Source organism: Vitiosangium sp. GDMCC 1.1324, from assembly GCF_003044305.1.
GTDB lineage: Bacteria > Myxococcota > Myxococcia > Myxococcales > Myxococcaceae > Archangium.
In genome coordinates, this window is the sequence record NZ_PZOX01000023.1 from 61890 (window position 1) to 88075 (window position 26186).

The 26186-nt window shown below is 66.6% G+C and carries 22 protein-coding genes; 11 read left to right on the plus strand and 11 right to left on the minus strand.

Features of this window, described 5'->3' with window-relative positions; translation table 11 throughout:
- Positions 1-32: 32 nt before the first annotated feature.
- Positions 33-833: an inositol monophosphatase family protein gene (locus tag DAT35_RS45105; RefSeq protein WP_108075531.1), complete on the minus strand. Its 801-nt coding sequence runs from the start codon at positions 831-833 to the stop codon at positions 33-35.
- Positions 834-994: 161 nt separating this feature from the next.
- Here DAT35_RS45105 and DAT35_RS45110 point away from each other — a divergent pair, with 161 nt between their 5' ends.
- Positions 995-1411 (plus strand): SRPBCC domain-containing protein, encoded by a 417-nt coding sequence (locus tag DAT35_RS45110; RefSeq protein ID WP_108075532.1) that lies wholly within the window; start codon positions 995-997, stop codon positions 1409-1411.
- A 16-nt stretch (positions 1412-1427) separates the two neighbouring features.
- Here DAT35_RS45110 and DAT35_RS45115 read toward each other — a convergent pair whose 3' ends face one another.
- Positions 1428-2078, minus strand: a complete 651-nt coding sequence (locus DAT35_RS45115) for a siderophore-interacting protein (RefSeq protein WP_233262089.1) — start codon at positions 2076-2078, stop codon at positions 1428-1430.
- Positions 2079-2243: 165 nt separating this feature from the next.
- Entirely contained in the window at positions 2244-2783 is a 540-nt protein-coding gene (locus tag DAT35_RS45120; protein ID WP_108075534.1) for a TetR/AcrR family transcriptional regulator, read from the minus strand.
- A gap of 107 nt (positions 2784-2890) precedes the next feature.
- Between DAT35_RS45120 and DAT35_RS45125 the strand changes: the two genes are divergently transcribed.
- The 3 genes from DAT35_RS45125 to DAT35_RS45135 are packed head-to-tail and all read left to right on the plus strand — an operon-like array spanning position 2891 to position 5319.
- The gene (locus DAT35_RS45125; RefSeq protein WP_108075535.1) at positions 2891-4057 is read left to right on the plus strand and encodes an MBL fold metallo-hydrolase; all 1167 of its coding nucleotides are present in this window, start codon (positions 2891-2893) and stop codon (positions 4055-4057) included.
- A 34-nt stretch (positions 4058-4091) separates the two neighbouring features.
- A complete protein-coding gene (locus DAT35_RS45130) occupies positions 4092-4757 on the plus strand; it encodes an NAD(P)H-binding protein (RefSeq protein ID WP_108075536.1) in 666 nt (221 codons plus the stop codon).
- 37 nt (positions 4758-4794) lie between these two features.
- Positions 4795-5319 (plus strand): DUF1993 family protein, encoded by a 525-nt coding sequence (locus DAT35_RS45135; RefSeq protein WP_108075537.1) that lies wholly within the window; start codon positions 4795-4797, stop codon positions 5317-5319.
- A gap of 77 nt (positions 5320-5396) precedes the next feature.
- On the opposite strand, the gene DAT35_RS45140 is transcribed toward DAT35_RS45135, so the two are convergent.
- The 3 genes from DAT35_RS45140 to DAT35_RS45150 all read right to left on the minus strand — a co-directional run bounded on the left by DAT35_RS45140 (position 5397) and on the right by DAT35_RS45150 (position 11578).
- A complete protein-coding gene (locus tag DAT35_RS45140; RefSeq protein WP_108075538.1) occupies positions 5397-6716 on the minus strand; it encodes a family 16 glycosylhydrolase in 1320 nt (439 codons plus the stop codon).
- Positions 6717-6738: 22 nt separating this feature from the next.
- Positions 6739-8166 carry a glycosyl hydrolase family 18 protein gene (locus DAT35_RS45145; protein WP_199243196.1) on the minus strand — a complete coding sequence of 476 codons (1428 nt, stop codon included), beginning with the start codon at positions 8164-8166 and terminating at the stop codon, positions 6739-6741.
- 187 nt (positions 8167-8353) lie between these two features.
- A complete protein-coding gene (locus tag DAT35_RS45150; RefSeq protein ID WP_108075539.1) occupies positions 8354-11578 on the minus strand; it encodes an exo 1,3/1,4-beta-D-glucan glucohydrolase in 3225 nt (1074 codons plus the stop codon).
- A 434-nt stretch (positions 11579-12012) separates the two neighbouring features.
- On the opposite strand from DAT35_RS45150, the gene DAT35_RS45155 reads away from it, so the two are divergent.
- Positions 12013-14286, plus strand: coding sequence for a hypothetical protein (locus DAT35_RS45155; protein WP_108075540.1), 2274 nt, complete (start codon positions 12013-12015; stop codon positions 14284-14286).
- A gap of 116 nt (positions 14287-14402) precedes the next feature.
- A complete protein-coding gene (locus DAT35_RS45160) occupies positions 14403-15428 on the plus strand; it encodes a pirin family protein (RefSeq protein WP_108075541.1) in 1026 nt (341 codons plus the stop codon).
- Between the two features lie 11 nt (positions 15429-15439).
- Here DAT35_RS45160 and DAT35_RS45165 read toward each other — a convergent pair whose 3' ends face one another.
- Entirely contained in the window at positions 15440-17113 is a 1674-nt protein-coding gene (locus tag DAT35_RS45165; RefSeq protein ID WP_146210136.1) for a hypothetical protein, read from the minus strand.
- A 312-nt stretch (positions 17114-17425) separates the two neighbouring features.
- Between DAT35_RS45165 and DAT35_RS45170 the strand changes: the two genes are divergently transcribed.
- The gene (locus tag DAT35_RS45170; protein WP_108075543.1) at positions 17426-17764 is read left to right on the plus strand and encodes a hypothetical protein; all 339 of its coding nucleotides are present in this window, start codon (positions 17426-17428) and stop codon (positions 17762-17764) included.
- 23 nt (positions 17765-17787) lie between these two features.
- Here the strand turns inward: DAT35_RS45170 and DAT35_RS45175 are convergent, their stop codons facing one another.
- Positions 17788-20562: a protein kinase gene (locus tag DAT35_RS45175; protein ID WP_158502144.1), complete on the minus strand. Its 2775-nt coding sequence runs from the start codon at positions 20560-20562 to the stop codon at positions 17788-17790.
- Between the two features lie 81 nt (positions 20563-20643).
- Between DAT35_RS45175 and DAT35_RS45180 the strand changes: the two genes are divergently transcribed.
- Positions 20644-21288 carry an RNA polymerase sigma factor gene (locus tag DAT35_RS45180; RefSeq protein ID WP_108075652.1) on the plus strand — a complete coding sequence of 215 codons (645 nt, stop codon included), beginning with the start codon at positions 20644-20646 and terminating at the stop codon, positions 21286-21288.
- 3 nt (positions 21289-21291) lie between these two features.
- Here the strand turns inward: DAT35_RS45180 and DAT35_RS45185 are convergent, their stop codons facing one another.
- A complete protein-coding gene (locus DAT35_RS45185; RefSeq protein WP_108075545.1) occupies positions 21292-21684 on the minus strand; it encodes a hypothetical protein in 393 nt (130 codons plus the stop codon).
- 135 nt (positions 21685-21819) lie between these two features.
- Between DAT35_RS45185 and DAT35_RS45190 the strand changes: the two genes are divergently transcribed.
- Positions 21820-22860, plus strand: coding sequence for a saccharopine dehydrogenase (locus tag DAT35_RS45190; protein ID WP_108075546.1), 1041 nt, complete (start codon positions 21820-21822; stop codon positions 22858-22860).
- On the opposite strand, the gene DAT35_RS45195 is transcribed toward DAT35_RS45190, so the two are convergent.
- Positions 22835-23425, minus strand: a complete 591-nt coding sequence (locus DAT35_RS45195; RefSeq protein ID WP_108075547.1) for a TetR/AcrR family transcriptional regulator — start codon at positions 23423-23425, stop codon at positions 22835-22837. The two genes, DAT35_RS45190 and DAT35_RS45195, sit on opposite strands and share 26 nt — an antisense overlap.
- Positions 23426-23525: 100 nt before the next feature.
- Between DAT35_RS45195 and DAT35_RS45200 the strand changes: the two genes are divergently transcribed.
- Positions 23526-24539 carry a saccharopine dehydrogenase gene (locus DAT35_RS45200; protein ID WP_108075548.1) on the plus strand — a complete coding sequence of 338 codons (1014 nt, stop codon included), beginning with the start codon at positions 23526-23528 and terminating at the stop codon, positions 24537-24539.
- A gap of 47 nt (positions 24540-24586) precedes the next feature.
- Here the strand turns inward: DAT35_RS45200 and DAT35_RS45205 are convergent, their stop codons facing one another.
- Positions 24587-24973 (minus strand): VOC family protein, encoded by a 387-nt coding sequence (locus DAT35_RS45205; protein ID WP_108075549.1) that lies wholly within the window; start codon positions 24971-24973, stop codon positions 24587-24589.
- Between the two features lie 91 nt (positions 24974-25064).
- Here DAT35_RS45205 and DAT35_RS45210 point away from each other — a divergent pair, with 91 nt between their 5' ends.
- Positions 25065-26129, plus strand: coding sequence for a hypothetical protein (locus DAT35_RS45210; RefSeq protein ID WP_108075550.1), 1065 nt, complete (start codon positions 25065-25067; stop codon positions 26127-26129).
- The last annotated feature ends 57 nt before the right edge of the window (positions 26130-26186 follow it).

Sequence of the window (26186 nt, forward strand, 5' to 3'; positions counted from 1 at the left end):
GGCTCAGGCGCGCTCCGAGGGCCCCTCCCGATTCATTTCACGGTCTGGAGCACCGCCGTCATCGGGGCATGCAACGCGGGCGCGGCGGCCAGGAAGCTGGTGGCGCCCCACTCGAGAGCGCCGCCATGGGCATCGGTGACGACACCTCCCGCCTCGCGGATGAGCAGGATTCCGGCGAGCCAGTTGTACATGTCCTCGCCGAACTCCCAGAAGGCGTCGATGCGCCCGGCGGCGACATAGGCCAGCTGGAGCGAGGTCGGACCGAAGTTGCGCAGCACGAAGATGAGGGGGAGGACCGCGGCCGTCGCCTCGCCCGCGCGCCTGATGCTCTCGGGGTCCTCGCCGACGAAGGGCGGTTGGCTGGCGGCGACGAGCGCATCCTCGAGCCGCTGCTTGGCGCTCACATGGAGGGGCTTGCCGTTCAGATAGGCCCCGCCTCCCGCGACGGCGTGGAACAGCTCGCCGTGGACGGGATCGTACACAGCCGAGAAGACGGGGCGGCCGTCCCGGATCAGCGCCAGCGAGAGCGCCCAGGCGGGAATGGCCTGCAGGAACTGAACGGCTCCGTCGATGGCGTCGCACACCCAGAACTCGCCCGGCGGGTGGCTTCTCTGGGACTCGCTGTCGAACTCGCCGTCCGACCAGGTGATGCCCGGGTACTCTCGGGCGAGAGCGGAGCGCAGCCGCTCCGCCGTCGAGTCGTCGAGACGCTTGAAGGCGGCGAAGAGCTGCTCCCTGTCGGCCAGTGGCTCGACGCTCGCGAACGCGTCCTTCAACGACGTGCCTGCCGCGCGGACGAGGTCGGTGACGAACGTGACGTTGATCTCGGTCATGGTGTGGCTCCTGAATCCGTTATGTCCGAAGCAGAGATTGCCCGCGAGTGCCCTGGCCTCTATCGCCGCGGCCTCTGTTGCGGCGCAGACGGTGGAGCCATGACCAGGATTGACCACGCGCTCCTTGCTCGCCTCGACTCCAGGTCCAAAGGAGAGCGCCGATGAAAGAGTACAAGGCCACCACGACCATTTATGCACCCCCCGAGAAGATCTGGAGCATCCTCATCGATGGGCGCTCCTGGCCCGAGTGGGATCCTTCCTGCGACAAGATCGAAGGCCGCATCGCGGCGGGCGAAACGCTCAAGGCGTTCACGAAGCTGAGCCCGGGCCGGGCGTTCCCGGTGAAGGTGGCGGAGTTCGTTCCCGGCCAGAAGATGACCTGGAAGGGGGGCATGCCGCTCGGGCTCTTCAAGGGAGTCCGGACGTTCACGCTGACCCCCAAGGGCGACAAGACCGAGTTCACGGTCCACGAGGTGTTCAGTGGGCCCATGCTCGCGCTGATCGGCGGCTCCATCCCCGACATGACCGAGGCCTTCGCGAACTTCGCGGAGGGGCTCAAGAAACGCGCGGAGCGTTAGCGGGGCAGGGGGCTCGTCAGTCGAGCCCTGTCTTTCCCACCGACCAGTAGGCCTTGACCTTCGCGGAGCGGCCGAGCCCTTCGGCCTTGAGCCGGGTCTTGAGGGCCTGGATCGACTGCGCCTTGCCGGTCATCACGAACTGCGCGTTCGGGTTGGCGAGGAGCGCTCCCCGCAGCCGCTCATGGACCTCGGCGAGGTGCGAGTCACCGGCCGTTCGCTCGACGTCCGAGCCCTCGAACCCAAGCTCGCTCAGCACGGCGGATGACTCCGCCCGCTGCGAGACCTCGAAGACGCAGGTGACGTTGCGCTTCGCGCTCGCGGACTTGAGAGCGTGGGCGACTCCGAACGACGTCTCATCCCCGAAGAACACCACGGGGCCGGAGGCGTCACCGAGCGACAGGGAGCGGCGGGGCCCGAAGAACTGGGCCCGCTCGCCGACGCGCAGCCCCCGTCCCCAGCTGGCTCCAGGGCTCGAGCCGTGAAGGTAGACGAGAAACGCGGTGGAGCCCTTCTGTGCGTCCCAGGCGAGCGGCGTGTAGGTCCGCATTCCCGTCTCGGGGAGGAAGACCTGCACCTTGTCACCCGCCTCCCAGTGCTCATCGCGCAGCGCCGGACCTTCGAACTCGACCCAGCGGAACCGGGGCGCGATGTCGCGGACGCGCGTCACGCTGACGTCGTGAAAAACGAACCGACCGAGAACGCTTCCGATGAGTGCCTTCGCGGATGCCACGGACCTTCTCCCTTCACGTGTCGTGGGTCTGAGGCTCCCCCAGTAACACAGGGGGCACTCGCGTCCCGTTAAGTAGTGTGAAGCGGACGACCCGAAGGGCCGTCATGGGACGAAGCGCTCGACGAGGAGCTGGAGGCGCCGGCGCAAGACGCGCGTCGCCGGTAGATCGCCTTGCAGCCCATCGACGGCGAGCATGAACACCTCGGAGAGCTCCTTGGTCTCCAGGATCGCCTGGGTGAGCTTGAGGAGGAGCCGTTCGTGCTTCGCCTCGACTTCCGGAAGCAGCCGGGAGCAGGCCTCGTAGAACTCGGCCGCCATGGGAGCTCCCACCATCTCGTCCCACGGCTCCAGAAGCAGCAACTCGTACACCCGGAACAGCTTGTCCCGTTTGCTCCCGGGCCCGGCCAGCGCCTGCTCGGCTTTGGGATACCGCCCCTCGAGCATGAAGTCGAAGAGCGCGGCGAAGATGTCCTCCTTGTTCTTGAACTTCCGATAGATGAGCGGCCGCGAGATGTTGGCCCTCCTGGCGATATCGTCGAGCGACGTCTTCGCGTAGCCGAACTGGAGGAAGCACTCCCGCGCGGCCTCGAGGATCTCCGCCCGGCGCATCGCATCGCGCTCGTCGCCCTTTGTGCTCACCATGTGAACGAATTGACAAAAAATGCGTAGATTGTCAATTTGTAACCCACCGCGCCGCGGCAGGTGAGCCTGCGTGGGATGCGCCCCTCCAGGGAGCAAGAGTGGAGAACATGAAGAAGAGCAAGAGAGCGCGCGGCGTGGCACGTGTGGCCCTGTGGGCCGGGGCACTGGTGGCCATCGCCCTGGCCGGCGTCGCCGCCGATGCCTGGACGGCACTCGGACGCGCCGCCAGCGGCGCACGGCGCACGCGGATGGAGCACTCACCCCAGTGGATGGGCAGCCACTTCGAGAATCCACAGCCGCTCATCAACGACGCCTGGGGCTCCGTGGCGACCATGTTCGATCCCAGTCCAGACGTGAGCCCCAGGCAACCCGTGACCACGGTGACCGGCGACCGCCAGCGGTTCGAGACGCCGCCTGCCTCCGGTCTGCGCGTCACGTGGTTCGGGCACTCCTCGGTGTTGGTCGAGATCGACGGCCATCGCGTCCTCACGGACCCGGTGTGGAGCGAGCGGGTCTCGCCCCTGGGATGGGTGGGCCCGCATCGCTGGTATGCCCCGCCGGTGGCGTTCGAGGACCTGCCCCCGATTGATGCCGTCGTCGTCTCCCACGACCACTACGATCACCTCGATTACGGGACCCTCTCGCGGATGAAGGATTGGAACACCACCTTCATCGTGCCGCTTGGCATCGGTGCCCACCTGGCCTCCTGGGGGATACCCGAGGCGCGCATCGTCGAACTCGATTGGTGGGAGCGCACACGGGTGGGTGGGCTCGAGGTCGTCTGCACGCCCGCGCGCCATGCGTCGGGGCGGACCGGGATCGACAAGGACGCGACGCTGTGGGCCGGCTACGCGCTCATCGGCCCCACGCACCGGGCCTACTACTCCGGTGACACGGGGCTGTTCCCCGCGATGAAGGACATCGGCGCGCGGTTGGGGCCCTTCGACGTGACGATGATCGAATCGGGCCAGTACAACAGAGCATGGCCCGACTGGCACATCGGGCCCGAGCAGGCGGTGCTCGCCCACCAGATGGTCCGGGGCCGTGTCCTGCTTCCGGTGCACTGGGCTCTGTTCCCCCTCGCCGCTCATGGTTGGACCGAGCCCATCGAGCGCGTGCTCGCGGCAGCCGGACAGTCCGGCCAGACGGTCATCGCGCCGAAGCCGGGCCAGAGCGTCGAGCCGGGCTCACCACCAGCCCTCGAGCGCTGGTGGCCTGAGCTGCCCTGGAGGACCGGGGCGCAGGATCCCATCGTCTCCACCCAGATGAACTGATGCCCACCAGAGCTCGAAGCGAGGAGTCCACAACATGAAGGTCATTCTCTTTGGCGCGACGGGCATGATCGGGCAGGGGGTCCTGCGCGAGTGTCTGCTCGATCCCGGCGTGGAGCGCGTCCTCGCGGTCGGACGCAGCACGACGGGGCAGCAGCACGAGAAGCTGCGCGAGCTCGTGCATACGAACTTCCTGGACTTCTCCTCCGCGGAGGAGGCGCTCTCGGGCTACGACGCGTGCTTCTTCTGCCTCGGTGTCTCCTCGGCGGGCATGTCGGAGCAGGACTACCGGCGCGTGACGTACGACTTCGCCCTGGCGGCGGCGAGGACCCTGGTCCGGCTCAACCCCGGCATGACCTTCATCTATGTGTCGGGCGCGGGGACTGACAGCACCGCACGGGGCGGCACCATGTGGGCGCGGGTGAAGGGGGAGACCGAGAACGCACTGCTCCAGTTGCCCTTCAAAGCAACGTACATGTTCCGTCCCGGGTTCATCCAGCCGCTGCATGGGGTGACGTCGAAGACGCGGCTGTACAGGGCCATCTATGCGGTGATGGGGCCGTTCTACCCCGTCTTGAGGGGGCTCTTCCCGAAGGACGTGACGAACACGGAGCAGCTCGGGCGCGCGATGCTCCAGGTCGCCAGGCGAGGTGCCCCGGCGCGCGTGTTGGAAACCCGTGACATCAATAATGCGGCCCCATGACGGGCTGGTTAGTCTGCACCGCCCCAAGGAGAGGCCCATGAACTACTACGATGTGACCGTCCCGGCGTTCATCCGCATCCTGAGCCAGACGCACCGCTGGTTCGACAAGGCGAAGGCGCACGCCGATCAGAAGAAGTACGACGTGAACGTGCTTCTGCCCGCGCGGCTCGCGCCTGATCAGTTCCACTTCGCTCGGCAGATCCAGGGCCTGAGCGATCAAATCAAGGGGGCCGTCGCGCGCCTCGCCGGCGTCCAGCCGCCCTCGTTCGAGGACAACGAGAAGACGGTGGACGAGCTGCGGGCCCGCGTCGACAAGACGATTGCCTTCCTGAAGACGCTCAAGCCGGAGCAGTTCCAGGGCGCGGCCGAGCGGACCATCACCCTGCCGTTCATCCCGGGCAAGGGCCTCAAGGGGAGTGATTACCTGACGGTGTTCGTCCTGCCGAACGTCTACTTCCACGCGACGACGGCCTACGCGATCCTGCGCCACAACGGCATCGATGTGGGCAAGGCGGACTTCATCGGCGACCTGCCGCTCTTCGACGTCCCGAAGTCCGCCTGACGCGGGCTTGAAGAACATCCGGGCCGGAAGCCACTGGAAGGCAGCGGCTTCCGGCCGGGAGCGTCAGCGCGTTTTCACTACTGCCACTGGTAGACGCGCACCCAGTCGATCTCGAACACCTGCGGCGTCTGGGCGATGAGGTCGGCCGTGGACTGCGGCACTCCGTAGTACGGCGAGGTGGCCCCGTTGACGCCGGCCGGGTAGCCGCCACCGACCGCCAGGTTCAGGATGATGTACATGGGCTTGTCGTACACCCAGTTGCCGTACTGGTTGACCTGCGCCTTCGTCGTGGTCTTGACCAGCGCACCGTCGATGAACCACTTGATGTCGGTCGAGGAGTACTCGGTGCGGTAGGTGTGCCAGTTGCTGACCGAGGAGTTCGGGTAGAACCGGCCGTTGATGGGCGTGTTGCCCGAGTAACCCGGGCCGTGCAGGGCGCCCGAGGTCCAATCGCTGTAGCCGACGTTCTCCATGATGTCGAGCTCGCCGCACGCCGGCCAACCCACCGAGCCGATGTCGTTGCCCAGCAGCCAGAACGCCGGCCACAGGCCCGGGCCCACGGGCATCTTGAGACGGGCCTCGACGGCGCCGTGGCTGAACTCCTTCTTGCCCGCGCTCTCCAGGCGGCCCGAGGTGAACGGGTAGCCGTTGTTCGACTCGCGGCGGGCGATGAGCTTCAGCGTGCCGTTGCTCACCTGCACGTTGTTGCCCGAGGTCGTGTACTGCTGCTGCTCGCTGTTGACGTGGATGTTGGTGATGTAGCTCCAGTTGGCCGTGTTCACACTGGTGCCGTCGAACTCATCACTCCAGATCTGCTTCCAGCCCCCGGTGCTGGAGCCGGAAGTTCCAAAGGAGAACGACTCCCAGCAGCCGGCGGTGGCGCGATCCGCGTAGAGGGGCGCGTTGGCGCCGCGGTTCGAATCCGTCGACACGTACTTGCCGGTGCTCTTGGCGATCAGGCCGTAGGTGCCGTTGTTGAAGTCGACCCAGGTAAAGCGCTCCCAGTCCCCGATGGTGGTCCGGTTGGCGACGAGCTGGCCGCCGAGGTTCGTGTCGGCCGACACGTACATGCCGGTCTCGCTGACGCGCAGCGCGATGGTGCCGCTGCCGGCGTCGACGATCTGGAACAGCTCCCAACCCGCCGCCGCCGCGCGATCCGCCACCAGGGGGGCCGTCGCGCCGAGGTTTCCATCCGCCGAGATGAACTTCGAGTTCAGGCACGCCTTCAGCCAGATGGTCTGTCCGATGGGGGCCGCCAGGGGCTGCTTCACCTGCTCCGTCGTCTCAGGGGCGGGCGCCGCCTCGGGCGAGCAAGCGGATGCGCCCAGGAGCATGCTCCCAACCCCAGCCAACAACACCCAACGGCCACCGATTGTCTTCGTGATGTTCAAAGTCATGTGAGGCTCCTTGTGAAGTGAATTACAGCTTGACGAGCTCGAACTGATCGAACGCGGCCCAGTTGCCTGCCTGGGCATTGCTATAGACGCCCACCTCGATGAAGCCGTTGGTGACCGGGATGTTGTTGATGGTGTACTGCGTCCAGCCCGAGACGGCGCCGGAACCGATCTCGGCTGTGACCTCGGCCGCGCCATAGTTCTTCGCATACAGGCGCAGGGCGCTCTGGCCGCCGCCGGAGCGGACCCAGACGCTGGCCCGGTAGGTGCCGTTGGCCACGTTGAGGGTCTGGCCCGTGACCTGCTGATAGGCCGCGGACGCCCAGTGGGTGAGCTTGTAGCTGCCCGTGTACGGCGAGTCCGTATCCACCTTGTGCGCAGCCGCGGTGCCGTTGTGCCACTCGGAGTTCCAGCTCGACAGGCTTCCACTCTCGAGTCCGGAGTTGGCGAGCAGGTTCGTCGGGCCGGAGCCGCCCTGGACCGCCTGGGCAATGGCGGTGAGCAGCGAGGCGCTGCCCGTGGCGTCGTCGGAGATGTCCCAGATCATCACGCCCCCGCCGCGCTGGAGTGCCAGCTGCGACTTGGCCTGGATGGTGGCGATGCCGTTGTAATAGACGTCGCCCACGAGGTCCTTGTACGGAGCCTGGGAATCACGGGCCACCAGGGTGGAGTAGCCCACGTACGAGTTGGGCCCGCGGCCGTAGAACGGAACGCCCAGCACGGCCTTGTCCTTGGGGAGCCCCCGCCCGAGCCAGTAATCCAGGGACTGGACGGCATAGTTATACGTCGAGTGGGGATAGCCACCGTCGTAGGCCATGATGTTCAGGAAGTCCACGTCGGCGAAGGTCGCGGTGGGGATGCCTCCACCCGTGGATCCGCTGGCGACGACCGCGGCGGTGAGCAGCTTTCCACGGCTGTGCATCGCGGTGGACAGCTCCTTCATCATCAGCGCGAAGTTCTGGGACGAGGTTCCCGGATCCGGGTACTCCCAGTCGATGTCCACGCCGTCCAGCCCGGCCTGCGTGACATAGTTGACCAGGTTGTTGACGAAGGCCGTCCGGGTGCTGGCATTGGCGGACAGCTGCTCGAAGCCGGAATCATTTCCATCGTTCCAGCCACCCACCGCGATGCTCACCTTGACGCCCCGGGCGTGCGCGGTCTGCACCAGGGACTTGAGCCGGCTGTCTCCGCTGCCCGGCCCCGTGAGGCCACCCTGCGCGGTGGGCACGACGAAGGCGTAGTTGATGTGGGTGAGTTTGTCGTACTGGATGGCATTGACGTCGCCATTCCAGGTGGGGAAGTAGCCGACGACCCGGGTGGCCAGTGCGGACTGCTCCTGGGGAGCTACTGGATCCTCGGCGGGAGCCTCGGGCTGACCCGAGCACGCCACGAGCGTGGAGATGAAGGCCGCGCCCAGGGTCAGCTTCCGAAAGGGGGATGAGATGTAAGACAAAGAAATGTCCTCCGGTATTGAGGGGATGGATAGAATATCAGGTTTTGCCTGGATAGAGATGCTTATGCCTCTTTTTTTGGGTCAAAAAAAACGCCGGACCCTTGGAAGAGGCACAGCAGCCGGTCCCACCGGAGGCGCCCACTCCACCTGTGGGTGGTGGAGTGGGGCCTTGCCTTCTCATGTCTGGTTACTGGAGCTGCTTCTTGATGCGGATGTTGCGCAGCTGGAAGTGGATGTTGCCTCCCTGGTCACCCCAGGCGGGCAGCATCTCCAGGACCGAGCTCACCCGGGTCTTGTCCCAGGAGGCCGGATAGGACGCGTCGGAGAAAGGCATCTTCACCGTCGTCCACGTATTGAGCACCGGGTGACCGATGAGGGTCTTCAGGTCGCCCGTCGCGCAGCTGTCCGGCTTGCGGTTGCAGACGCTCTTCACCCAGAAGTCCTGGGTGGTGTCGCCGTAGTCGAGCACTCGGATGTCGAACTCCACGCCGCCCGTGTCGGCGATCGCGGAGACGTCCAGCAGGTGCGGCGCCTTGATGCCCAGGGCGATGCCTCCGTTGCCGCCGCCCTCCTTGAGGCCCTTCATGGTGACGTCGATGACCTTCTCACCCCCGCCGATGTCGAACGCGGAATCCACCGTCACGGTGCCCGTCGTGCCCGCGGTCCACCCGTTGGGCGCGTCGAAGAGCGCGGTGTCGGAGATGCCGTTGACGTAGGCGTCCTTGTCGTCGGTGATGGCGGTGGGCGGCGTCTCCGGCTCGGTGCCCGTGCAGCTCACGTTGCCAGCCTTGTTCGGCTCCCAGCGGATGTCGGAGAGTGTCAGGTCCAGCGTGCTCGTGGTGTACAGCAGGAAGGGGGAGTTGACGTTGGTGAAGTCCAGGCCCGTGTCCGCGAAGCACTGGAGGGGAATCGCCAGCTCGCTCCAGCCCTTGCCCTCCAGGCCCTTGAGGGTGTCGGTGAGCTTGATCTCGCCGAGGCACGGATAGATGCAGTGCATGGAGAGGTTCACCGAGGCGGCCGGCGCCGTGTTCACCTTCACCGCGAAGACGAGCGAGCCATGGGAGTTCAGGTAGGGCTGGAGGTTGCGGCCCACGTTGCCGTTCTTGTTCTGCATGTAGACCTGCCCCGTGCCGCTGAACTTGATGTTGACCGCGGCCCACTGGTGGCCGCCCGCGTCATCCACCGGGGTGGCGCTGAGCTCATTGGCGGCGAGGGCCGTGGTGCTGCTGGTGTTCTGCAGCACGTCGATGCCGCCCCAGTTGGACGGCGCGCCAATGCGCATCACCCAGTCATCCTGGTTGCCGCGCTCGAAGAGGGTCAGCGGGGTGGTGGTGGTGCCGCCGTCTCCAGGCGTCGTGCCACAGCCGTGGGCCTGCGTCGTCTCGTCGAGCATGCTCAGCTCTTGCGGCTGGGCATAGGTCAGTCCGTAGCCGAACGCGAAGAGCGGGTCGTAGCCCGTATCGCCCCGGTTGAGCGAGACCTGGCAGGGGGCCTTGGGCCACGAGTAGGAGAGCTTGCCGTGGAAGTCATAGTTGATGGAGCCGTCGTCCTTGCGGAACAGCACGTCGGCCAGACCATCGCCCTCGGTGCCGGGCAGCCAGGCGGCGACGAAGGCATCCGACACGTTGACTTCCTTGTTGGCGTAGAGCGGACGGCCGGAGAAGAGCACCGTCACGATCTTCTTCACGCCCTTGCTCTTCAGGTTCTGCAGCAGCGTGGCGTCCTCCGGGCGCAGCTTGGCGAGCTCCAGGGTCTTGTTCTTGCCGATGTCACCCTGGCCCTCGGCGTAGGGCGTCTCGCCGATCACCACCACGGCGGCGTCGTAGCTCGCATCCGCCAGGGCGCCCGTCGCGCTGGTGTCGAGCGTGGCATTGGGGGCGATCTTCTGGATGGCCTGCCAGGCAGTGGTTCCACCGCCGAAGTCGGCGTCGGTGTTGTCCGTGCCCTGCCACGTGAGGGACCAGCCGCCCGACTGGTTCGACAGGTTGTTGGCGCTCTTGCCCACGACGAGGATCCGGGCCGTGCGCGCCAGGGGCAGGGTGTTGCCGTTGTTCTTGAGGAGCACCAGCGACTTGCGCACGGCCTCGCGGGCCACCGCCCGGTTCTCGGCGGTGCCAATCTCGTGGGTGGCGAGGCGCTGCGAGGGCTTGGACTTCTCGAAGAGGCCGGCGCGCAACTTCACGCGCAGGATGCGGCGGACCGCGTCATTGAGGCGGGTGTGGGAGATCTCTCCCTTCTTCACCGACAGGATGGTGTTGGCGATGAAGGCCTGCCAGTCCGCGCGGTAGGGCACCATCACCATGTCCACACCGGCATTGATGGCCTGCGGGCAATCGCTGTTGGTGCAGTCCCTGGGCGAGTCGCTGTTGGCCTTGGTGATCTGCCCGATGCCGTTCCAGTCGGAGATGACGAAGCCGTCGAAGCCCATCTTGGTCTTCAACACGTCTGTCAGCAGGTACTGGTTGCCGTGCATCTTGTAGGCCTTGGCATCCTCGCCGGCAGCCGCGTCCTGCCAGCTGTTGAACGAGGCCATGACCGTCTGGGCACCGGCCGCGAGCGCCGGGAAGTAGCCACGGCCATGAATGGTGCGCAGCTCCTTCTCGGTGACCCGGGTGATGCCCTGATCCTTGCCTTCCTTGGTGCCTCCATCACCCAGGAAGTGCTTGGGCGTGGCGATCACCTTCTCGTTCGCCTTCGGGTCCTTGGCGAGCTGGCCCTGGAGGCCCTCGACCATCTTGCCGGCGTAGGACTCGACGATGGCGGGGTCCTCCGAGTAGCCCTCGTAGGTGCGGCCCCAGCGGTCGTCGCGCACGACGGCGATCGTCGGCCCGAAGGCCCAGTCCAGGCCCGTCTGGGCCACTTCGCGCGCCGTCACCTCTCCAATGCGCTTGATCAGCTCGGGGTCATTCGCCGCACCCAGGCCGATGTTGTGCGGGAACAGGGTGGCGCCCTTCACGTTGTTGTGGCCGTGGACCGCATCCACTCCCCAGATGATGGGGATCTGGTGGGGATTGGCCGGGTCCATGGAGGCCTCCCACAGCTGGTCGGCCAACGCGTTCCACTCGGCCACCGTGGAGCCCTTCTTGCCGTTGGGCCACGAGCCACCGCCGTTGAGCACCGAGCCGAGGTGGTACTGCTTGACCTCGTCGGGAGTGACGTGGCCGATCTCCACCTGGGTGATTTGCCCGACCTTCTCCTCGAGCGACATGTTGGCCAGCAGCTTGTCGATCCGGTCCTCGATCTCGGGATCCTTGGGAATCGCGCTCTGGACGTGCGCCCAGTCGTCGGGCTGGGTGGGGGGTGGATTCTCTGTCCCCGGGCCGGGGGGCGCGGGGTCCTTACATGCCGCGAGTGCCATCATCAGAAGGGCCGCGCCAGAGGCGCTCTTTCGTCGTGAGAACTGCCGTTTCATGTTCATCTCCAGGGGTAAGGAGGGCGGCTGAAAGCGCTTTCAAGAGGCACCTGAAAATGCCCGGAGGGCTCTTTCCAAAGAGAGGGCCTCACAGGCGGAGAGCAGGAGCACGGCACCAGGGACGACGGCGCGTGCGATGACGCCGCGAGGATGACGACGAATGGTTCGCATGGGGTCTCCTGCCTTTCGGGCGGACCATGACACGATTCCCTGGATGCGCCGCTAAACCGGTTTCGCGTGTAGCTCTCTTTTACATATTAAGGCAAGAGTCCCTTGCGCAGAAGCGGTGGAAATTTCTCAGGACTCCAACCACCAAGACATCATCCAGAAAGTCGAGCGAAAACTAGTTTTCGTGAATATTCGGCTATTGCCGTCAAGCATGAATTCTGGTTTGTGTGACTCTCTTTCCTGAACCCAACGAAGAGGATGATGCAATGAGTCAAATTACCCTGGATGAATCATTCCTGGCCGTTCACTCCCGCCGGAAGCGTGTCCTGGGAGTTGCCGCCTGGGCCCTTCTCGCGGCCAGCGCGGGTTGCGCCGCTCCCCCAGCCACGGAGCAGGACGAGGCCACTGGAAGCGAGGCGAAGATGCTCGCGGCGAACCAGTACACGGTCACCCTGCAGACCTGGTCGGGCCACTACCTCGTCGCCGACCAGGGCGGTGGCGCCGATCTGATGGCGTACAGCACCCAGGCCTTGGAGTGGGAGACGTTCACGCTCACGGATGTGAACGGCGGCTCGCTCGTCAGCGGCGACGTGGTGACGCTGCAGGGAATCAGTGGTCAGTGGGCTTCGGCGATCAACGGCGGTGGCAGCAACATCCGGGTTACCGCCTGGGCACCACAGGCCTGGGAGCAGTTCAGCATCGTGAAGCTGAATGGCACTGGCGACATCGTCAGCGGCGACAAGATCGCGCTGAAGACGACGGTCACCAGTCAGTTCGTCTCCGCGATCAACGCCGGCGGCGGAAACGTCGTGGCCTCCGCTCCCGCGGCGAGGGAGTGGGAGACGCTCACGCTGCGCATCTCCGCCGGAGGCGGTGGGGGCGGTGGGTCAGGCCCGGACTTCGGACCCAACGTCCTCATCTTTGACCCGTCCATGTCGATGGCGACGATCCAGAGCCGGATCGACGGTGTCTTCCAGCAGCAGGAGACGAATCAGTTCGGCAACCAGCGGTACGCGTACTTCTTCAAGCCGGGCCAGTACAGCCTCGACGTCAAGGTCGGGTTCTACATGAACGTGTTTGGCCTCGGGCAGTCGCCCGATGCCGTGACGATCACCGGGGCCGTGCGCTCCAAGGCGGACTGGTTCCAGGGCAACGCCACCCAGAACTTCTGGCGCGGCACCGAGAACCTCGCCATCGTCCCGACGAAGGACTCGAATATCGAGGTGTGGGCCGTTTCGCAGGCGACCACCATGCGCCGCATCCACGTGAAGGGTTCCATCAACCTCTGGGATAACGCCTGGTCGAATGCCTGGTCGAGCGGCGGGTTCATCGCGGATTCGAAGATCGACAATGTCATCAACTCCGGAACCCAGCAGCAGTTCCTCACCCGGAACACCAGCCTGAACAACTGGCAGGGCCAGAACTGGAACATGGTCTTCGTTGGCGATGAGCAGACTCCGACGGGTACATGGCCGAACCAGGTCTACACGGTCGTCGACACCACGCCCGTCATCCGGGAGAAGCCCTATCTCTTCATCGACAGCGCTGGAAACTACGCGGTCATGCGCCCCTCCCTCAGGACGAACAGCAAGGGGACCACGTGGAGCGCCGGGACGACCGCCGGGACGGTCCTCTCCATCGACCAGTTCTACATCGCCCGCTCCGACAGGGACACGGCCGACACGCTCAATGCCGCGCTCAGCTCGGGCAAGCATTTGATCGTCACCCCCGGCATCTACCACCTCGCCAGCCCCCTCCAGGTGTCGAACCCGGGGACCATCATCCTGGGGCTCGGCCTCGCGACGTTCATTCCGGACCAGGGCAATGCCGCCATGAATGTCGCGGACGTCGATGGGGTGACCATCGCGGGGATTCTCTTCGACGCGGGTGTCACCAACTCCCCCGTGCTGCTCAAGCTCGGCAACGCGACGAGCTCGGTCAGTCACGCGGGTAATCCCACGGCGCTCTTCGACGTCTCCTGCCGCGTGGGCGGCGCGCAGGCCGGCAACGCCACGAACTGCGTGACGATCAACAGCAACGACGTCCTGCTCGACAACATCTGGCTCTGGCGCGCCGATCACGGCAACGGCGTGGGCTGGGACGTGAACAAGAGCACCAACGGCCTCACCGTCAACGGCAACAACGTGTCGGCCTATGGGCTCTTCGTCGAGCACTTCGAGGGGTATCAGACCCTCTGGAATGGCAACGGGGGCCGCGTCTACTTCTACCAGTCCGAGATCCCCTACGACGTTCCGAACCAGAGCCGGTGGACGCACGACGGCGTGAAGGGATACGCGTCGTACAAGGTCGCGGACTCGGTGACGAGCCATGACGCCCGGGGGCTCGGGGTCTACTCCGTGTTCTACAACCCCGTCATCCTGGAGAACGCCATCGAGTCGCCGACCAACGCCGGGGTGAAGTTCCAGCACATGATCACCGTGTTCCTCGGCAGCACCGCGGGCGCGGCGATCAACCACATCATCAACGGCACGGGCGCTGCGGTCACCAATCAGAACATGACGGCGAAGTCGTCCTATTAGGCGTACCCGCCAGGTCGTGAACAGCTCGGGGGGCCGTGCGAGCCACGGCCCCTCCTCTGGTGTGCAGGGAAGGGGGCGTGCAGCATCCTGCGGATCCCGTTACATCAGGATCCGCCATGAAGAGCCCTATCCTTCAGACCCTGCCGCTCGGTTCGCCCCCCTGGGTGACCGCGGATCCCTTCCTGTTCTGCGTGCATCACGACGACAAGTACCCGGCCGGCAACGACCATATGGGACCAGAGGCCTCGCTGGCCGGCCGCAACCTCGGCCAGGACTTCGAGAGCAAGGACGGCTGGAGCATGTACCACGGTGAGCAGGTGCCGGGCTTCCCCGGGCACCCGCACCGCGGCTTCGAGACGGTGACCCTGGTGCGCAACGGGCTCATCGACCACTCGGATTCGCTCGGCGCCACCGCGCGCTTCGGCCACGGCGACGTGCAGTGGCTGACCGCGGGGGCGGGCATCGTGCACTCGGAGATGTTCCCGCTCGTGAAGAAGGGGGAGCCCAACCCGACCGAGCTGTTCCAGATCTGGCTGAACCTCCCGGCCGAGGACAAGCACGCGCCGCCGCACTTCTCGATGCTCTGGAGCCAGGACATCCCTCGGCTCACGTTCACCGACGCGGCGGGCCGGCGCACCGAGGTGACGGTCGCCGCGGGTGAGCTCGAGGGCCGGCGCGCTCCGCCTCCACCGCCTCGCTCGTGGGCCGCGCGTCCGGACACCGATGTGGCCATCTGGACCGTCCGCCTCGAGCCCGGCGCGACGTGGACCCTCCCGCCCGCGAAGAACCCGCATGCCAACCGCACGCTCTACTTCTTCGATGGCGACGCGCTGAAGGTCGAGGATCGCGCCTTCCGTGAGCACCAGATCCTGGCCGTGCAGAGCGACGTCGCGTTGAGGCTCGAGGCCGTGGGCGGCGCGGTCGAGGTGCTGATGCTGCAGGGGCGCCCCATCGGGCAGCCCGTCGTGCAGTACGGCCCCTTCGTGATGAACACCCGCGCGGAGATCCAGCAGGCGTTCAACGACTACCAGCGCACGCGCTTCGGCGGCTGGCCGTTCGGGAAGGACGACCCGGTGCATCCGCGCGAGGAGGGCCGGTTCGCCCGTCACGCGGACGGTCGCATCGAGCGGCCGTCTCGCTGAGGAGTCCGGGGTCAGTTGTTCATCCAGACGCCCTCGAAGGAGGCCGAGTCCTGCGTGGAGGAAGGCAGGCTCTCGGAGCTCTCGTTGGCGGTGGCGACGATGTTCTCCGAGCTGGAGTCGATGAGGACCGTGCACAGGCTCCCGCTCGGAATCGTCGTGATGTTGAACGGCGAGAAGACCCGGCTCTCGTACGGCCCGATCGGGCGCTGCACCACGTACGGGGTGAAGGTGCCGCTGCTGGCCGTCCGGCATCGGTAGGTCATCGTCACCGAGGTGGGGGCCGGCCCCACGCTCTGGACGGTGATGCCCGTGTTGGCGGCGAACGCGTCGGTCCGGCTCGGGAACTCGAACTTCGCGGCGGGGATGGCCACATGGTGCCGGCCTCGCGTTACCGGGATGCACGAGTAGCTGGCCAGGCGTCCCCCGCCTTCCTCCACGGCCGCGGCGACCAGATCTCCACCGCTCTGCGCGGTGAGCGTGGCGGAGCTCACGGTCGCGTCGGGGAGCAGGCCCAGTGAGTCCTGGAAGCTCGAGGCCACCACGCTGCGCAGGGACGGAACATCGGTGAACACCTGCCAGTACTCATGGCCCGTGGCCGGGGTGACGGGCTCGAGTGTGCCCTCGAGCCGGGCGTCGACCGTCTGGGGGACGGGCGCCACGTTCATGAGGGCGATGGCGGTCGAGATGCCGCTGCCCGCGGGGAACTGCTTCTTCACCGTGGGGCACGCCAGCTTCCAGTAGTCGAGCTCACCCGACGACAGCCGGTTCATCATCACCACGGAGGGCACCGTCTCCTGGGTGGGCACTTCGACGGCCACCGCTCCGAGCCGATCGGAGCTGGTGAGGTGCAGGGCCGCCAGGCACGCGCGCGCCTCGGACGGAATGGGGTTGCAGGCGGTGGGGAAGGGGATGCCATTCCTGCGGAAGTCCGTGGGGTCGAGCACCGCCGAGGCCAGCGGCGCGAGGGTCAGGCTCACCGTGAAGTCCTGGCCATCGAGCTCGCGCCGGAGCGTCGCGGTGACCGTCGTGTTCACGTCGCGATTCGTGGACTGGAGGAACAGGCGGGTGGCGCGCCCGAAGAAGCCGCTCTTCACCGGGGCGTAGTTGACCTCCACGGGCCCCTCGAAGTCCTCATCCCGCGTCGCGCTGAAGGCTCCCTTCGCGCGTCCACCGGCCGTGCCGAGCGTGCTCGAGATGGGGGCGTTGCTCAGCGTCGCGGTGACCGCGATGTGCCTGTCCGAATGGATCACCATCGAGCCCTGGAAGTTGCCGGTGGCGACCGCGGGGATCCCCACCACGCCCGGCAGCCCCGTGGGATTGTCCGGGCGGAACACCACTGAGCCCCCCGGTGGGATGGCCGCCTGGGCCGTGGTGGACCTGCTCGTCCCGATGCCAGCCATGGGCACGGCCTCCAGAAGAACGAGGGCGGAGTTCACGGTGTCCGTGTTCTGGATGACCAGCGGTGTGTACCAGCCCGCCCCGGGTAGCCCCGTGCCTGTTCCCTGCGTGTTCCTCAGCAGTGGGACATAGGTCCGATAGATGAGGGACGGGCAGGAGGGATCCGTGCAGTCCGCGGCGAGCGGCGCGGAGAGGCTCGGCGCTTGCGGCACGGCCTCGGGCTCGTCACGGGCCTCCGGTGCACCACAACCGGAGAGGCCGACGGTGAGGAGAAACAGTGTGGCCATGAGGCCGCGCTTCGTCGGGTACGGAGCTTGCTCAGAGGAGAGGGAGAGAAAGGGCTGCCACGTCGACATGGGTATCTCCGATCAAGAACAGGCCACGGGGAGTGGCCTGGGGATCGGGTCCTCGCGGCACCCGTTCCCGGCACCGTAGAGAAATGACGGGAGGGATGTGACAGACGCCGATGAGAAATCGGCGAGAGGTCTGTTCGTTGAGGTGGCCGGTCACATCCAGCGCGAGCGTTCTCTACGTCCCCGCCCAGGCAGCGGGTGGGTGGGGGCGGGTGGCGTCTGGAAACACTTCGCAAGGAGCTGACGATGAAGACGATGAAGGCGTGGATCGTGGGTGTCGTGGTGGGGGGCAGCACCGTGCTGGCCATGGCCTGTGGGCCGGAGCTCGAGTCCTCGGTGGATGGACGTGTCGAGAGCCCCGGTGTGCTATTCCAGGCGGGAGCGACTCCACCCGAGGAGATACCGTTCGACGGTGGACTCCAGGTGATACCGCTCGACGGTGGACTCGATGGTGGAGGCAACAACGGAAGTCCGCCAGATGTCGGTCCAGTGCCTTGCCATGGTGGGGGTGACGTGAAGGGGCAGGAAGATGGCGGAGGCTACAGCGGCATCCCCGGCAGGGATGGCGATGGCTGCAGGCCCTAGCGGGACGCCAGGGCCTTGTTTTCTCAGGGGTCCTCGAGCAGCCATACGTCGCTGTCATACGGCTTCGCCGAGAACGCGAGGGAGCGCCCATCGGGCGAGGCCGTGAGATCACTCAGGAATGCGTTGCTGCTCGTCCACAGCGGGCGGAGCGGTTCACCGGGGAACACGGCCCAGAGCTGGTAGGAGTTCACCTCTCCGGAGCACACCGCCGTGACGAAGAACCCGTCACCCCGCGCGTTCCACTCCACGAACCGCGGGCCACAGTCGCCGCGCAGCGGGTAGTGCCTTTCGGGTCCTCCTTCCACCGGATGGATGTGGAGGCCCGTGCTCAACGGGAGCGCCACTTCGCTTCCATCCGGCGACAGTGCCCATCCGTAGCGGCCCAGATCTCCCGCGACGGGGAGATGGAGGAAGGGCCTGGGTGCTTCCGGGCGGGAGGGCTCGAACGTGGAGAAGACGAGCTGCCCGGCCTCCACCTCGCTGACGACGCAGCGAGAGCCGCTCCGCGCGCAGCGGAAGCGCTGGTGCTTGGGCGGAGGCGTGCCCACGGGAGAGACAGGCGTCGCCTGGTGCATGCTGAAGAGCGCGGAGGGCTCGGTGCCGTCCGCTCGGGCTCGCATCAGCCGGGGAATGCTCGTGGCTCCTCTGGACCCGCCAGGCAGCTCCCAGTACAGCAGGCTCGCACCGTCTGGAGAGAGGACGGGCCAGGTCTCCTCGTCCGTTCCGTGCACGAGGGGACGGGGCGCGCCGCCCGAGAGCGGCTGGAGGAAGACATCGCGCGTGCCACGCTCGTCCGAGGTGTACAGGATGTTGGCACTGTCGGGTGTCCACCCGGAGGCACGCTCGTTGTAGTCGCTGAGGGTGAGGCGGCGGGGCGTTTCCATGCCGCGGCCGTCCGGATGCAATGCCCCGACGTAGACGTCCACCTGCGTCTCATACCGGAGGAACGCGAGCTGGTGCCCCCGGGCGTCCAGGCTGAGTTGGCTGATGCCCACGCCCGCCCACTGCGTGAGGACCCGCGCCGGGCCCGTGGGCTGACCTGTTTCCCGATCCACGGGGAGGGCCCAGAGGTTGGCGCCCGTGGGGCGCGGCGGCAGATCCGCGAGCGCATAGAGGATGCGGTCGTCCGGAGCCCACGTCAGTCCCACGGTGTTCTGCTCGAGGGTGAGCAGCGCGTTTTCAACCAGAAGCGCCCGGCCGGCGCCCGAGAGCGCCACTGACTCCAGGGTGTGCCGCTCCCGGCCGCCCGAGCCGGTCTGGAGCTCGAACACCACGCGGCGGCTGTCCGGAGACCACGCCAGGCCTCGCACCTTCTCGCCCGCGGTGAAGGGGAGCAGGGCATGGCGCTCGGGTCGGGTGACTTCCCGCCAGGCCAGGCCTCCTTCATCCATGAAGGCGATGCGCAGACCGTCCGGGGAGAGCGTGGCGAGCTCGAAGCGCCCCTCTCCGAGCGCTTGCGGCTGGCCGTCCCCCGCGGGCAGCCGCCAGAGCTCGGTCTCCGCGGCGCCCTCATGGCGCACGCCGACGAGCAGCGCCTCGCCTCCGGGGAACCACGAGAGGCTCTGTGCCCAGGCCTTCTCTCCGGGCAGTGGGCGCGAGCGCCGCTCTCCCGAGTCCAGCCGCAGCACGCTCAGTCCCGCTTGATCCAGGTAGGCCAGACGCTCGCCATCCGGGGAGAGCGCGTGGGCCCAGACGGGGTTCTCCGCGGGATTGGCGGTCAGCCGCCGCTCGGCGTGCACCGGAGGGGGCGGCGGTTGCCGGGTGGAGCCGATGACCGCGAGTACCCCCACCAGGCCCAGGCCTCCGAGCGCCACCCAGCGCAGGGCTCCGTGGCGGCCTGAGTGGCTCAACTCCGGCAGCCGCCGCAGCGCCTCCACCAACTCCCGGCCATCCGCGAAGCGCTGGGAGGGCTCGTGCGCGAGGCAGCGCTCCAGCAGCCGCCGGGTTCGAGGCGACACCCGGAGCTCGGCCGGGAGGGAAACGACGCCCTGGGAGGGCAGGGGGCGCTGTCCGGTGAGCAACTCGAGCAGGAGCACCCCGAATGCGTACACGTCCGCGCGGGCGTCCACGGGCTCGCCTCGGGCCTGCTCCGGGGCCATGTAGCCCGGGGTTCCCCCCATCTGGCCCGAGCGTGTCTGGGGCACGTCCGCTGGTCTCACGCCGGGAGCGGGCGTGCTCGGGGTGCCCGAGGTCCGGGTCAGCCGGGCCAGCCCGAAGTCGAGCATCTTCAGGGTGCCCTTCGCGGACACCATCACGTTGTCGGGCTTGAGGTCCCGATGGACGATGCCGCGAGCATGGGCGGCGGCGAGCCCCTCGGCGATGGCGAGCCCGTGCTGGAGCGCGGTGGCGGCGGGCAGGGCACGCTCCCCGGCCAGCGCTCGGAGCGTCTGGCCCTCGACGTACTCCATGGCGATGAAGGAGACGCCCTCCACCTCGCCGACCTCGTAGATGGTGGCCACCTGGGGATGGTCGACGGCCGCCGCGCTGCGTGCCTCTCGCAGGAGCCGCTCGCGCGCCGCCTCATCCAGGGCATGGCTGGGAGGCAATAGTTTGAGTGCCACGGAGCGGCCCAGCCGAGTGTCCTCCGCGCGATACACCCGGCCCATTCCTCCGGCCCCCAGCCAGGCGGCGATCTGGAAGGGCCCGAAGCGGGTTCCGACGAGCCCGTGCTCCTCGTCCCGGGCCACGGTGGCCAGCGCCTCGGGCGTGACACTGGGGGCGTGGGCGACCTCCTTCAGCACGGCGAGGAAGGAGTCGGTCCCGAGCGAGTCGTCGGAGTTCTCGGGGTCCTGGCTCATGGCTGCGAGGGGCGTGGAGGATTGCCACTGTAAGCTGAGGGAGTCTCGGCCGTGAAGCGGATCCGGGCAGGAGGGTCGGGCATGGATGCTCGTCGAGAGGCAAAGGCGCGAGAGGTGGAGGCGCTCGAGGCGGAGCTGCGAGCGCTGCATGCCCGGGGAGACTTCGAGGGGGTGGTGACGCTCGCCCTGCGGCGCTATGGCCCGGAGGTGCTCGGCTTCCTGGTGGCGGTGCGGCGGGACGCGCAGGCGGCCTCGGAGTGCTTCTCGCAGTTCTGCGAGGATCTCTGGACGGGGGTGCCGCGCTTCGAGTGGGGAAGCAGCTTCCGGACGTGGGCCTATGTGCTCGCGCGGCACGCGATGGTGCGCCATGCGAAGGATGCGTTCCAGAGGCGGCGCGTGGCGCTCGAGGAGCACCCGCACCTGTCCCGGCTCGAGCAGCAGATCCGCACGCAGACGCTGCCGCACCTGCGGACGGATGTGAAACAACGAGCGGCGCGGCTGCGCGAGCGGTTGGAGCCGGAGGAGCAGGCGTTGCTGGTACTGCGCGTGGACCAGGGCCTGGCCTGGAGCGACATCGCCCAGGTGCTGGCCGAGCAGGCCGAGGGCGCTCCGGCAGGCAAGAGGGACACGGCGAAGGAGACGGCGGCGCTGCGCAAGCGTTTCGAGCGGGTGAAGGCGAAGCTCAAGGCGCTGATGGAGGAGGAGGGGATGCTGGACGAGCCGTGAGCGTCATCGCTCCTTCGCGGAGACGGGCTCCTCGGGGTATCCGGCGAGCGTGTACCCGCAAAAGAAGGTGGCTGCGTAGAAGACACCCTGAAGAAGGGACGGCGTCGGGGTGACAGGCAGCAGGCTGGAGTGATGGGTGAGCCACGCGAGCGCCTGCGGGGCATTCGAGGGATGGCACCACACCGCCAGGAACAACCAGAACGCGAGGGTCGGGAGCAGGGACACGAGCGCGGCTTTTGGGGACGCCAGCCTCTCCAGTGGCCTACCCAGTCCCAGCCCGCGCAACCGCGAGAGCACCCACGGGAGACAGAACACCCGATACAACTGGCCAACGATCGCGCCCAGAACGAGCGGACTCGCGATTTCGAGAAGCTGCGTGGGGATGGCGTTCGTCATCGCGCGAGTATCCCTCGGGATATGGGTGGAAGCATCACGGTTGACAACCGACTACCTCGTTACTACTAGTAACTTACTGTTGGTAACTTGCTTGGGCCGGCATTCGCATCGCCCGCCCGGAGGAGTCCATCCGCCATGTCCGCGAACACGAAGAAACCCGTTCTCTTCATTGGAGGCTCCGGCGTCGTCGGCAGCCGGGCCACCCGAGCACTTCGCCGGCTCCAACCGGAGCTGCCCATCACGATTGGCGGGCGCGATCTGCTCAAGGCCGAGGCGCTCGCCCAGGAAATCGGCGGCGCGGATACGGTGAAGATCGACCTCGAGCGAGAGGATCTGGGTCTACCCGAGGAATCGTCCTTCAGCGCGGTGGTCGTGCTGTTGAAGGATCCGTCGCTCAACTCGATGAAGTACGCCCAGGCGAAGGGGGTGCCCTATCTCTCCTTCTCGGACTTCGTGTTTGATATCGGGCCAGAAGTGGCGCTCTACATCCAGAAGCCCACGAGCGCGCCCATTCTCATGCTGGGCCACTTCCTGGGGGGAACGGCCGTTCTGTCGACCCTCTATTTCGCCAGGGAGTTCCGGACCGTCCATGCGATCGAGATCGGCGCGGTCTTCGACGAGGAAGACGTGGGCGGGCCGGTGGCGCAAGGCGATATGGAGCGTCTCACGACGAAGGGCGTGCCGAATCCGCTGATCCTGAAGGACGGCAAGTGGCTCTGGGCGAGTGGAGCGGACGCGGAGCGCCGGTTCACGGATGTGGACGGGACGGAGCGGCAGGGCCGGGCCTATCCGTTGCTCGACGTCGTGAGCCTCGCGGCCGCGACCGATGCCAGGTCGATCCGGGTGGATGGTGCGGTGAAGGAAGCGGCGAGCCGCCGCCGTGGCGAGGGCCCTTCGCACGAGGTCGTCATCGAGATTTCAGGCGAACTGCGGGACGGGACGACGGGGAGCATCCGGCACGAGCTCGTCGACGGGGACGTGCACTCAGGCCTGAGCGCTCGGGGTGTAGCCCTCGCCGTGGAGCGGTTGCTGGGACTGGCGGGCGGCCCGCCCGTGGCTCCGGGGCTCTATCATCCCGAGGGTCTGCTCGATCCGGCCTATGTGGTCGAGCGCCTGAAAGAGTTTGGAACGAAGATCACGCGCAGGCCGGCTACGCCTTCGCGGAAAGCCATTTGACGATCAGTGAGGCAAGGCTCGCAGCGGCCGTGGCCTCGTCAACACGGCCCCGGATCATCTCTCGCGAAGTCGCCTCCGCGGCGCCAACGATTCCGACGCAACGCAGGTGGAGCTCGTCCTTCGGCAGGTCGCAGTAGGGCGCGAACGCGTCGCAATAGGTTGTCACATAGTTGTCGAGCAGTTCCTGCTGGAAGGCTTCCATTTCCTCATCGCCTTTCAACGCGGCGGAGATCGCATGCCATTCTGGACCGACCGACGTGTAGCAGTTCATGTAAGCGCTGCTCACCACGCGAGCGACATCTTCCAGCCGGTGCCGCGTGCGTTTGAGGGCGTGAAGGAGCGCCGCCACCTGCTGGTCGTCAATCTGCTTGTAGAGCGCAATCAGGAGACCGGATCTCGATTTGAAATGCTCATAGGCAATCGGCTTGCTGACGCCTGCGCGCTCGGCGAGATAGCCGAGGGTCAACGCATCGGTGCCTTGCTCGCGCACGATCATCATCGCGGTCTCGAGCAGTTGCTCGTGGCGCATGGCCTTGGGCAATCGTTTGGATGAGGTCTCGGTCATCTTACTGTCCGTAGCCTACTGTCTGTAGCTTTCAAGATTCACCGTAACACTGTTTTTTTCAGCCAACAACAAGCGTCAAACCCAGAGGAGTCCATCCATCATGTCCGTGAACACGAAGAAACCCGTTCTCATCGTTGGAGGATCCGGCATCGTCGGCTCCCAGGCGGCCAAAGCGCTTCGCCGGCTCCAACCGGAGCTGCCGATCACGATCGGCGGGCGCGATATGGGCAAGGCCGAGGCCGTTGCCAGGGAAATCGGTGGCGCGGATACGGCGAGAATCGACCTCGAGCGGGCGGATCTGGGCCAGCCTGGTGGGAGGGCCTACAGCGCTGTCGCCATGTTCCTGAAGGACGATACCCTCAACTCGCTGAAGTATGCCCAGGCGAACGGCTTGCCCTATCTGAGCATCTCCACGGGCTTGTTTGAAATCGGGCCGGAGGTGGCGCGGTACATCCACAAGCCCACGAGCGCGCCGATCCTCATGGACAGCACCTGGCTGGCGGGAACGGCGACGTTGCCGGCTCTCTATTTCGCCCGTGAGTTCCGGACCATCGAGGCGATCGAAATCGCGGCCGTTCTCGACGAGCAGGACCTGGGCGGGCCGGCGGCGTATGTCGATTTCGAGCGTCAGACGAAGGCCGCGCCGAACGCCCTGATACTCAAGGACGGGAAGTGGCTCTGGGTCAGCGGAGAGGAGGCGAAGCGCAGCTTCAGAGGCGTGGATGGGACCGAGGTGCAAGCTCAGGCCTACTCGTTGCTTGATGGCGTGAGCCTCGCGGCCGCGACCGATGCCCGGTCGATCCGGTTCGATCTCGCGGTGGGAGAGTCGGCGGCCCGCCGGCGCGGCGAGCCCTTCTCGTCGGAGACCATCATCGAGATTGCCGGCCAGCTGAAGGATGGGCGGACAGGGCGTGTCCGTCACGAGCTCGTTCATCCTGCGGGTCAGGCGCCGCTGACCGCGGTGGGGGTCGCCGTTGGCATCGAGCGGTTGCTCGGCCTCGTGGGCGGCGCTCCCGTGGCGCCGGGGCTCTATCTTCCCGACGTCCTGATCGATCCGGAGTACATGGTGCGGCGGTTGAAGGAGGCTGGCACCCAGATCCGGCGGGGCCCGTAGGAAGAACAGGGCCTCCGCTGGAGTGGATGCCAGCGCCTCCGGGTGGATCAGACTTGATGGAGTTGGATCAGATTGCCGCAGGTGTCTTCGAACATGGCGATGGTGACCGGTCCCATCTTCGTCGGCTTCGTGCGAAACACCACGCCCAGCTTCGTCATTCGCTCGTACTCTTTTTGACAGTCATCCACGGCGAAGGACGTCAGGGGAATTCCTGCGTCGAAGAGGGCCTTTTGATAGACCTTGGCGGCAGGGAACCCGTTGGGCTCGAGAACCAGCTCGATGTCGGCGGACCCTCCGGGCGAGATGACCGTCAGCCATCGGGCCTCCCCGGCCGGCACGTCGTGCTTTTTCTCGAAGCCCAGGGCCTTCGTATAGAACTCGAGGGCCTTGGCCTGATCATCCACCAGCACACTCGTCAGATTGATTTTTATCATGGCATCCTCTTCATGGTGTGGCCTCCCAGGAGAGAGACGGGCGCCTACCTTGCCAGAGCCGGGAGCACCCCCGGAAGGGTAGAATGGCGCGGTGTCTTCCATCGTCCTTCGTGCCCTGGTCCTGGCTCTCCTCGGGTTCGTGCTCGCCGGCTGTGCCGTGCCTCCTTCCTCGGAGCCTCGACGCGAGGCCCGCGTGGAGGGCCGCGTCGAGCTGGCGGGCCCCGCCGTGGGCAATGCGTACCTGTTCCTGTTCGCCCCGGATGAGGCGCCACCGGACAAGCGTGGCGAGCCGAAGTATCTGGCCGCCGTGTCCGAGGTGCGTCTCACCGCGGGGGACTCGCGCTTCGGGTTCTCCGGGGTGGGCCCCGATGTGTACCGGCTGTGGGGTTTTCTCGACGCCAATGGGGATGCGGACCTCTCCGTGGACGTGCTCGCGCAGCCAGGAGCGGGAGATTGGGTCCCCGAGTCCTCCGTCGAGCTGAATGTGCAGCCTGGGCAGACACTGCCAGTGGACATTTCGCTATCACGCAGGGTGCGGCGTCCGCCCCCCGCGTTCCAGGTGGTGGAGCAGAGCGAGGAGGGCGTGGTGACGCTGACGGACTCGGCCACGGCGATTGCCTCGTTCACCGTGCGGAGCGAGGGCTTCGGGCTGCTGCGCGGGGACGCGCCCGCGTTCTACCTCCGGCTCGCGGATGCCAATGGGGATGGGACCCCGGATGACGTGAACGGGGATGGCGTGGCGGACCTGTGGCCCCAGTTCTTCCTGCGCTTCGTGCCCAGGCCCGGGCAGACGGTGCCTCTCGACAGCCAGGGGCGGCCCGCGCAGGTCCTGGTGCCGTTGCTGCCGAACGCGACCCCGTTCCTCGGGAGTCTGCAGGGAGATCCGAGCAAGGAGATTGCCGCCGTGTCCCTGCAACTCTTCGTCGTCCCGCTGGCCCAGGCGATCATCGAGGAGCCGGGGAAGGGGAGGGTGGTGACCACGCTCGGGGCCATCCCGGTCGGGGAGTACGAACTGTGGGCCGTGAATGATGAAGGGGGCTTCTGGTTCGTCCCCAATGCGCTGGGACGGAGGACCGGGGAGCCCGTGTCCGGTCAAGACCTGCGTTTCCGTGTGGTCCACGCTGGCGGTGCGGATGCCGGAACAGGCTCCCCGTAGTTCTCGGAACTAAATCCTCACGTAGGTGAAGCCAGACGGTGTTGTCAATATTTCGGA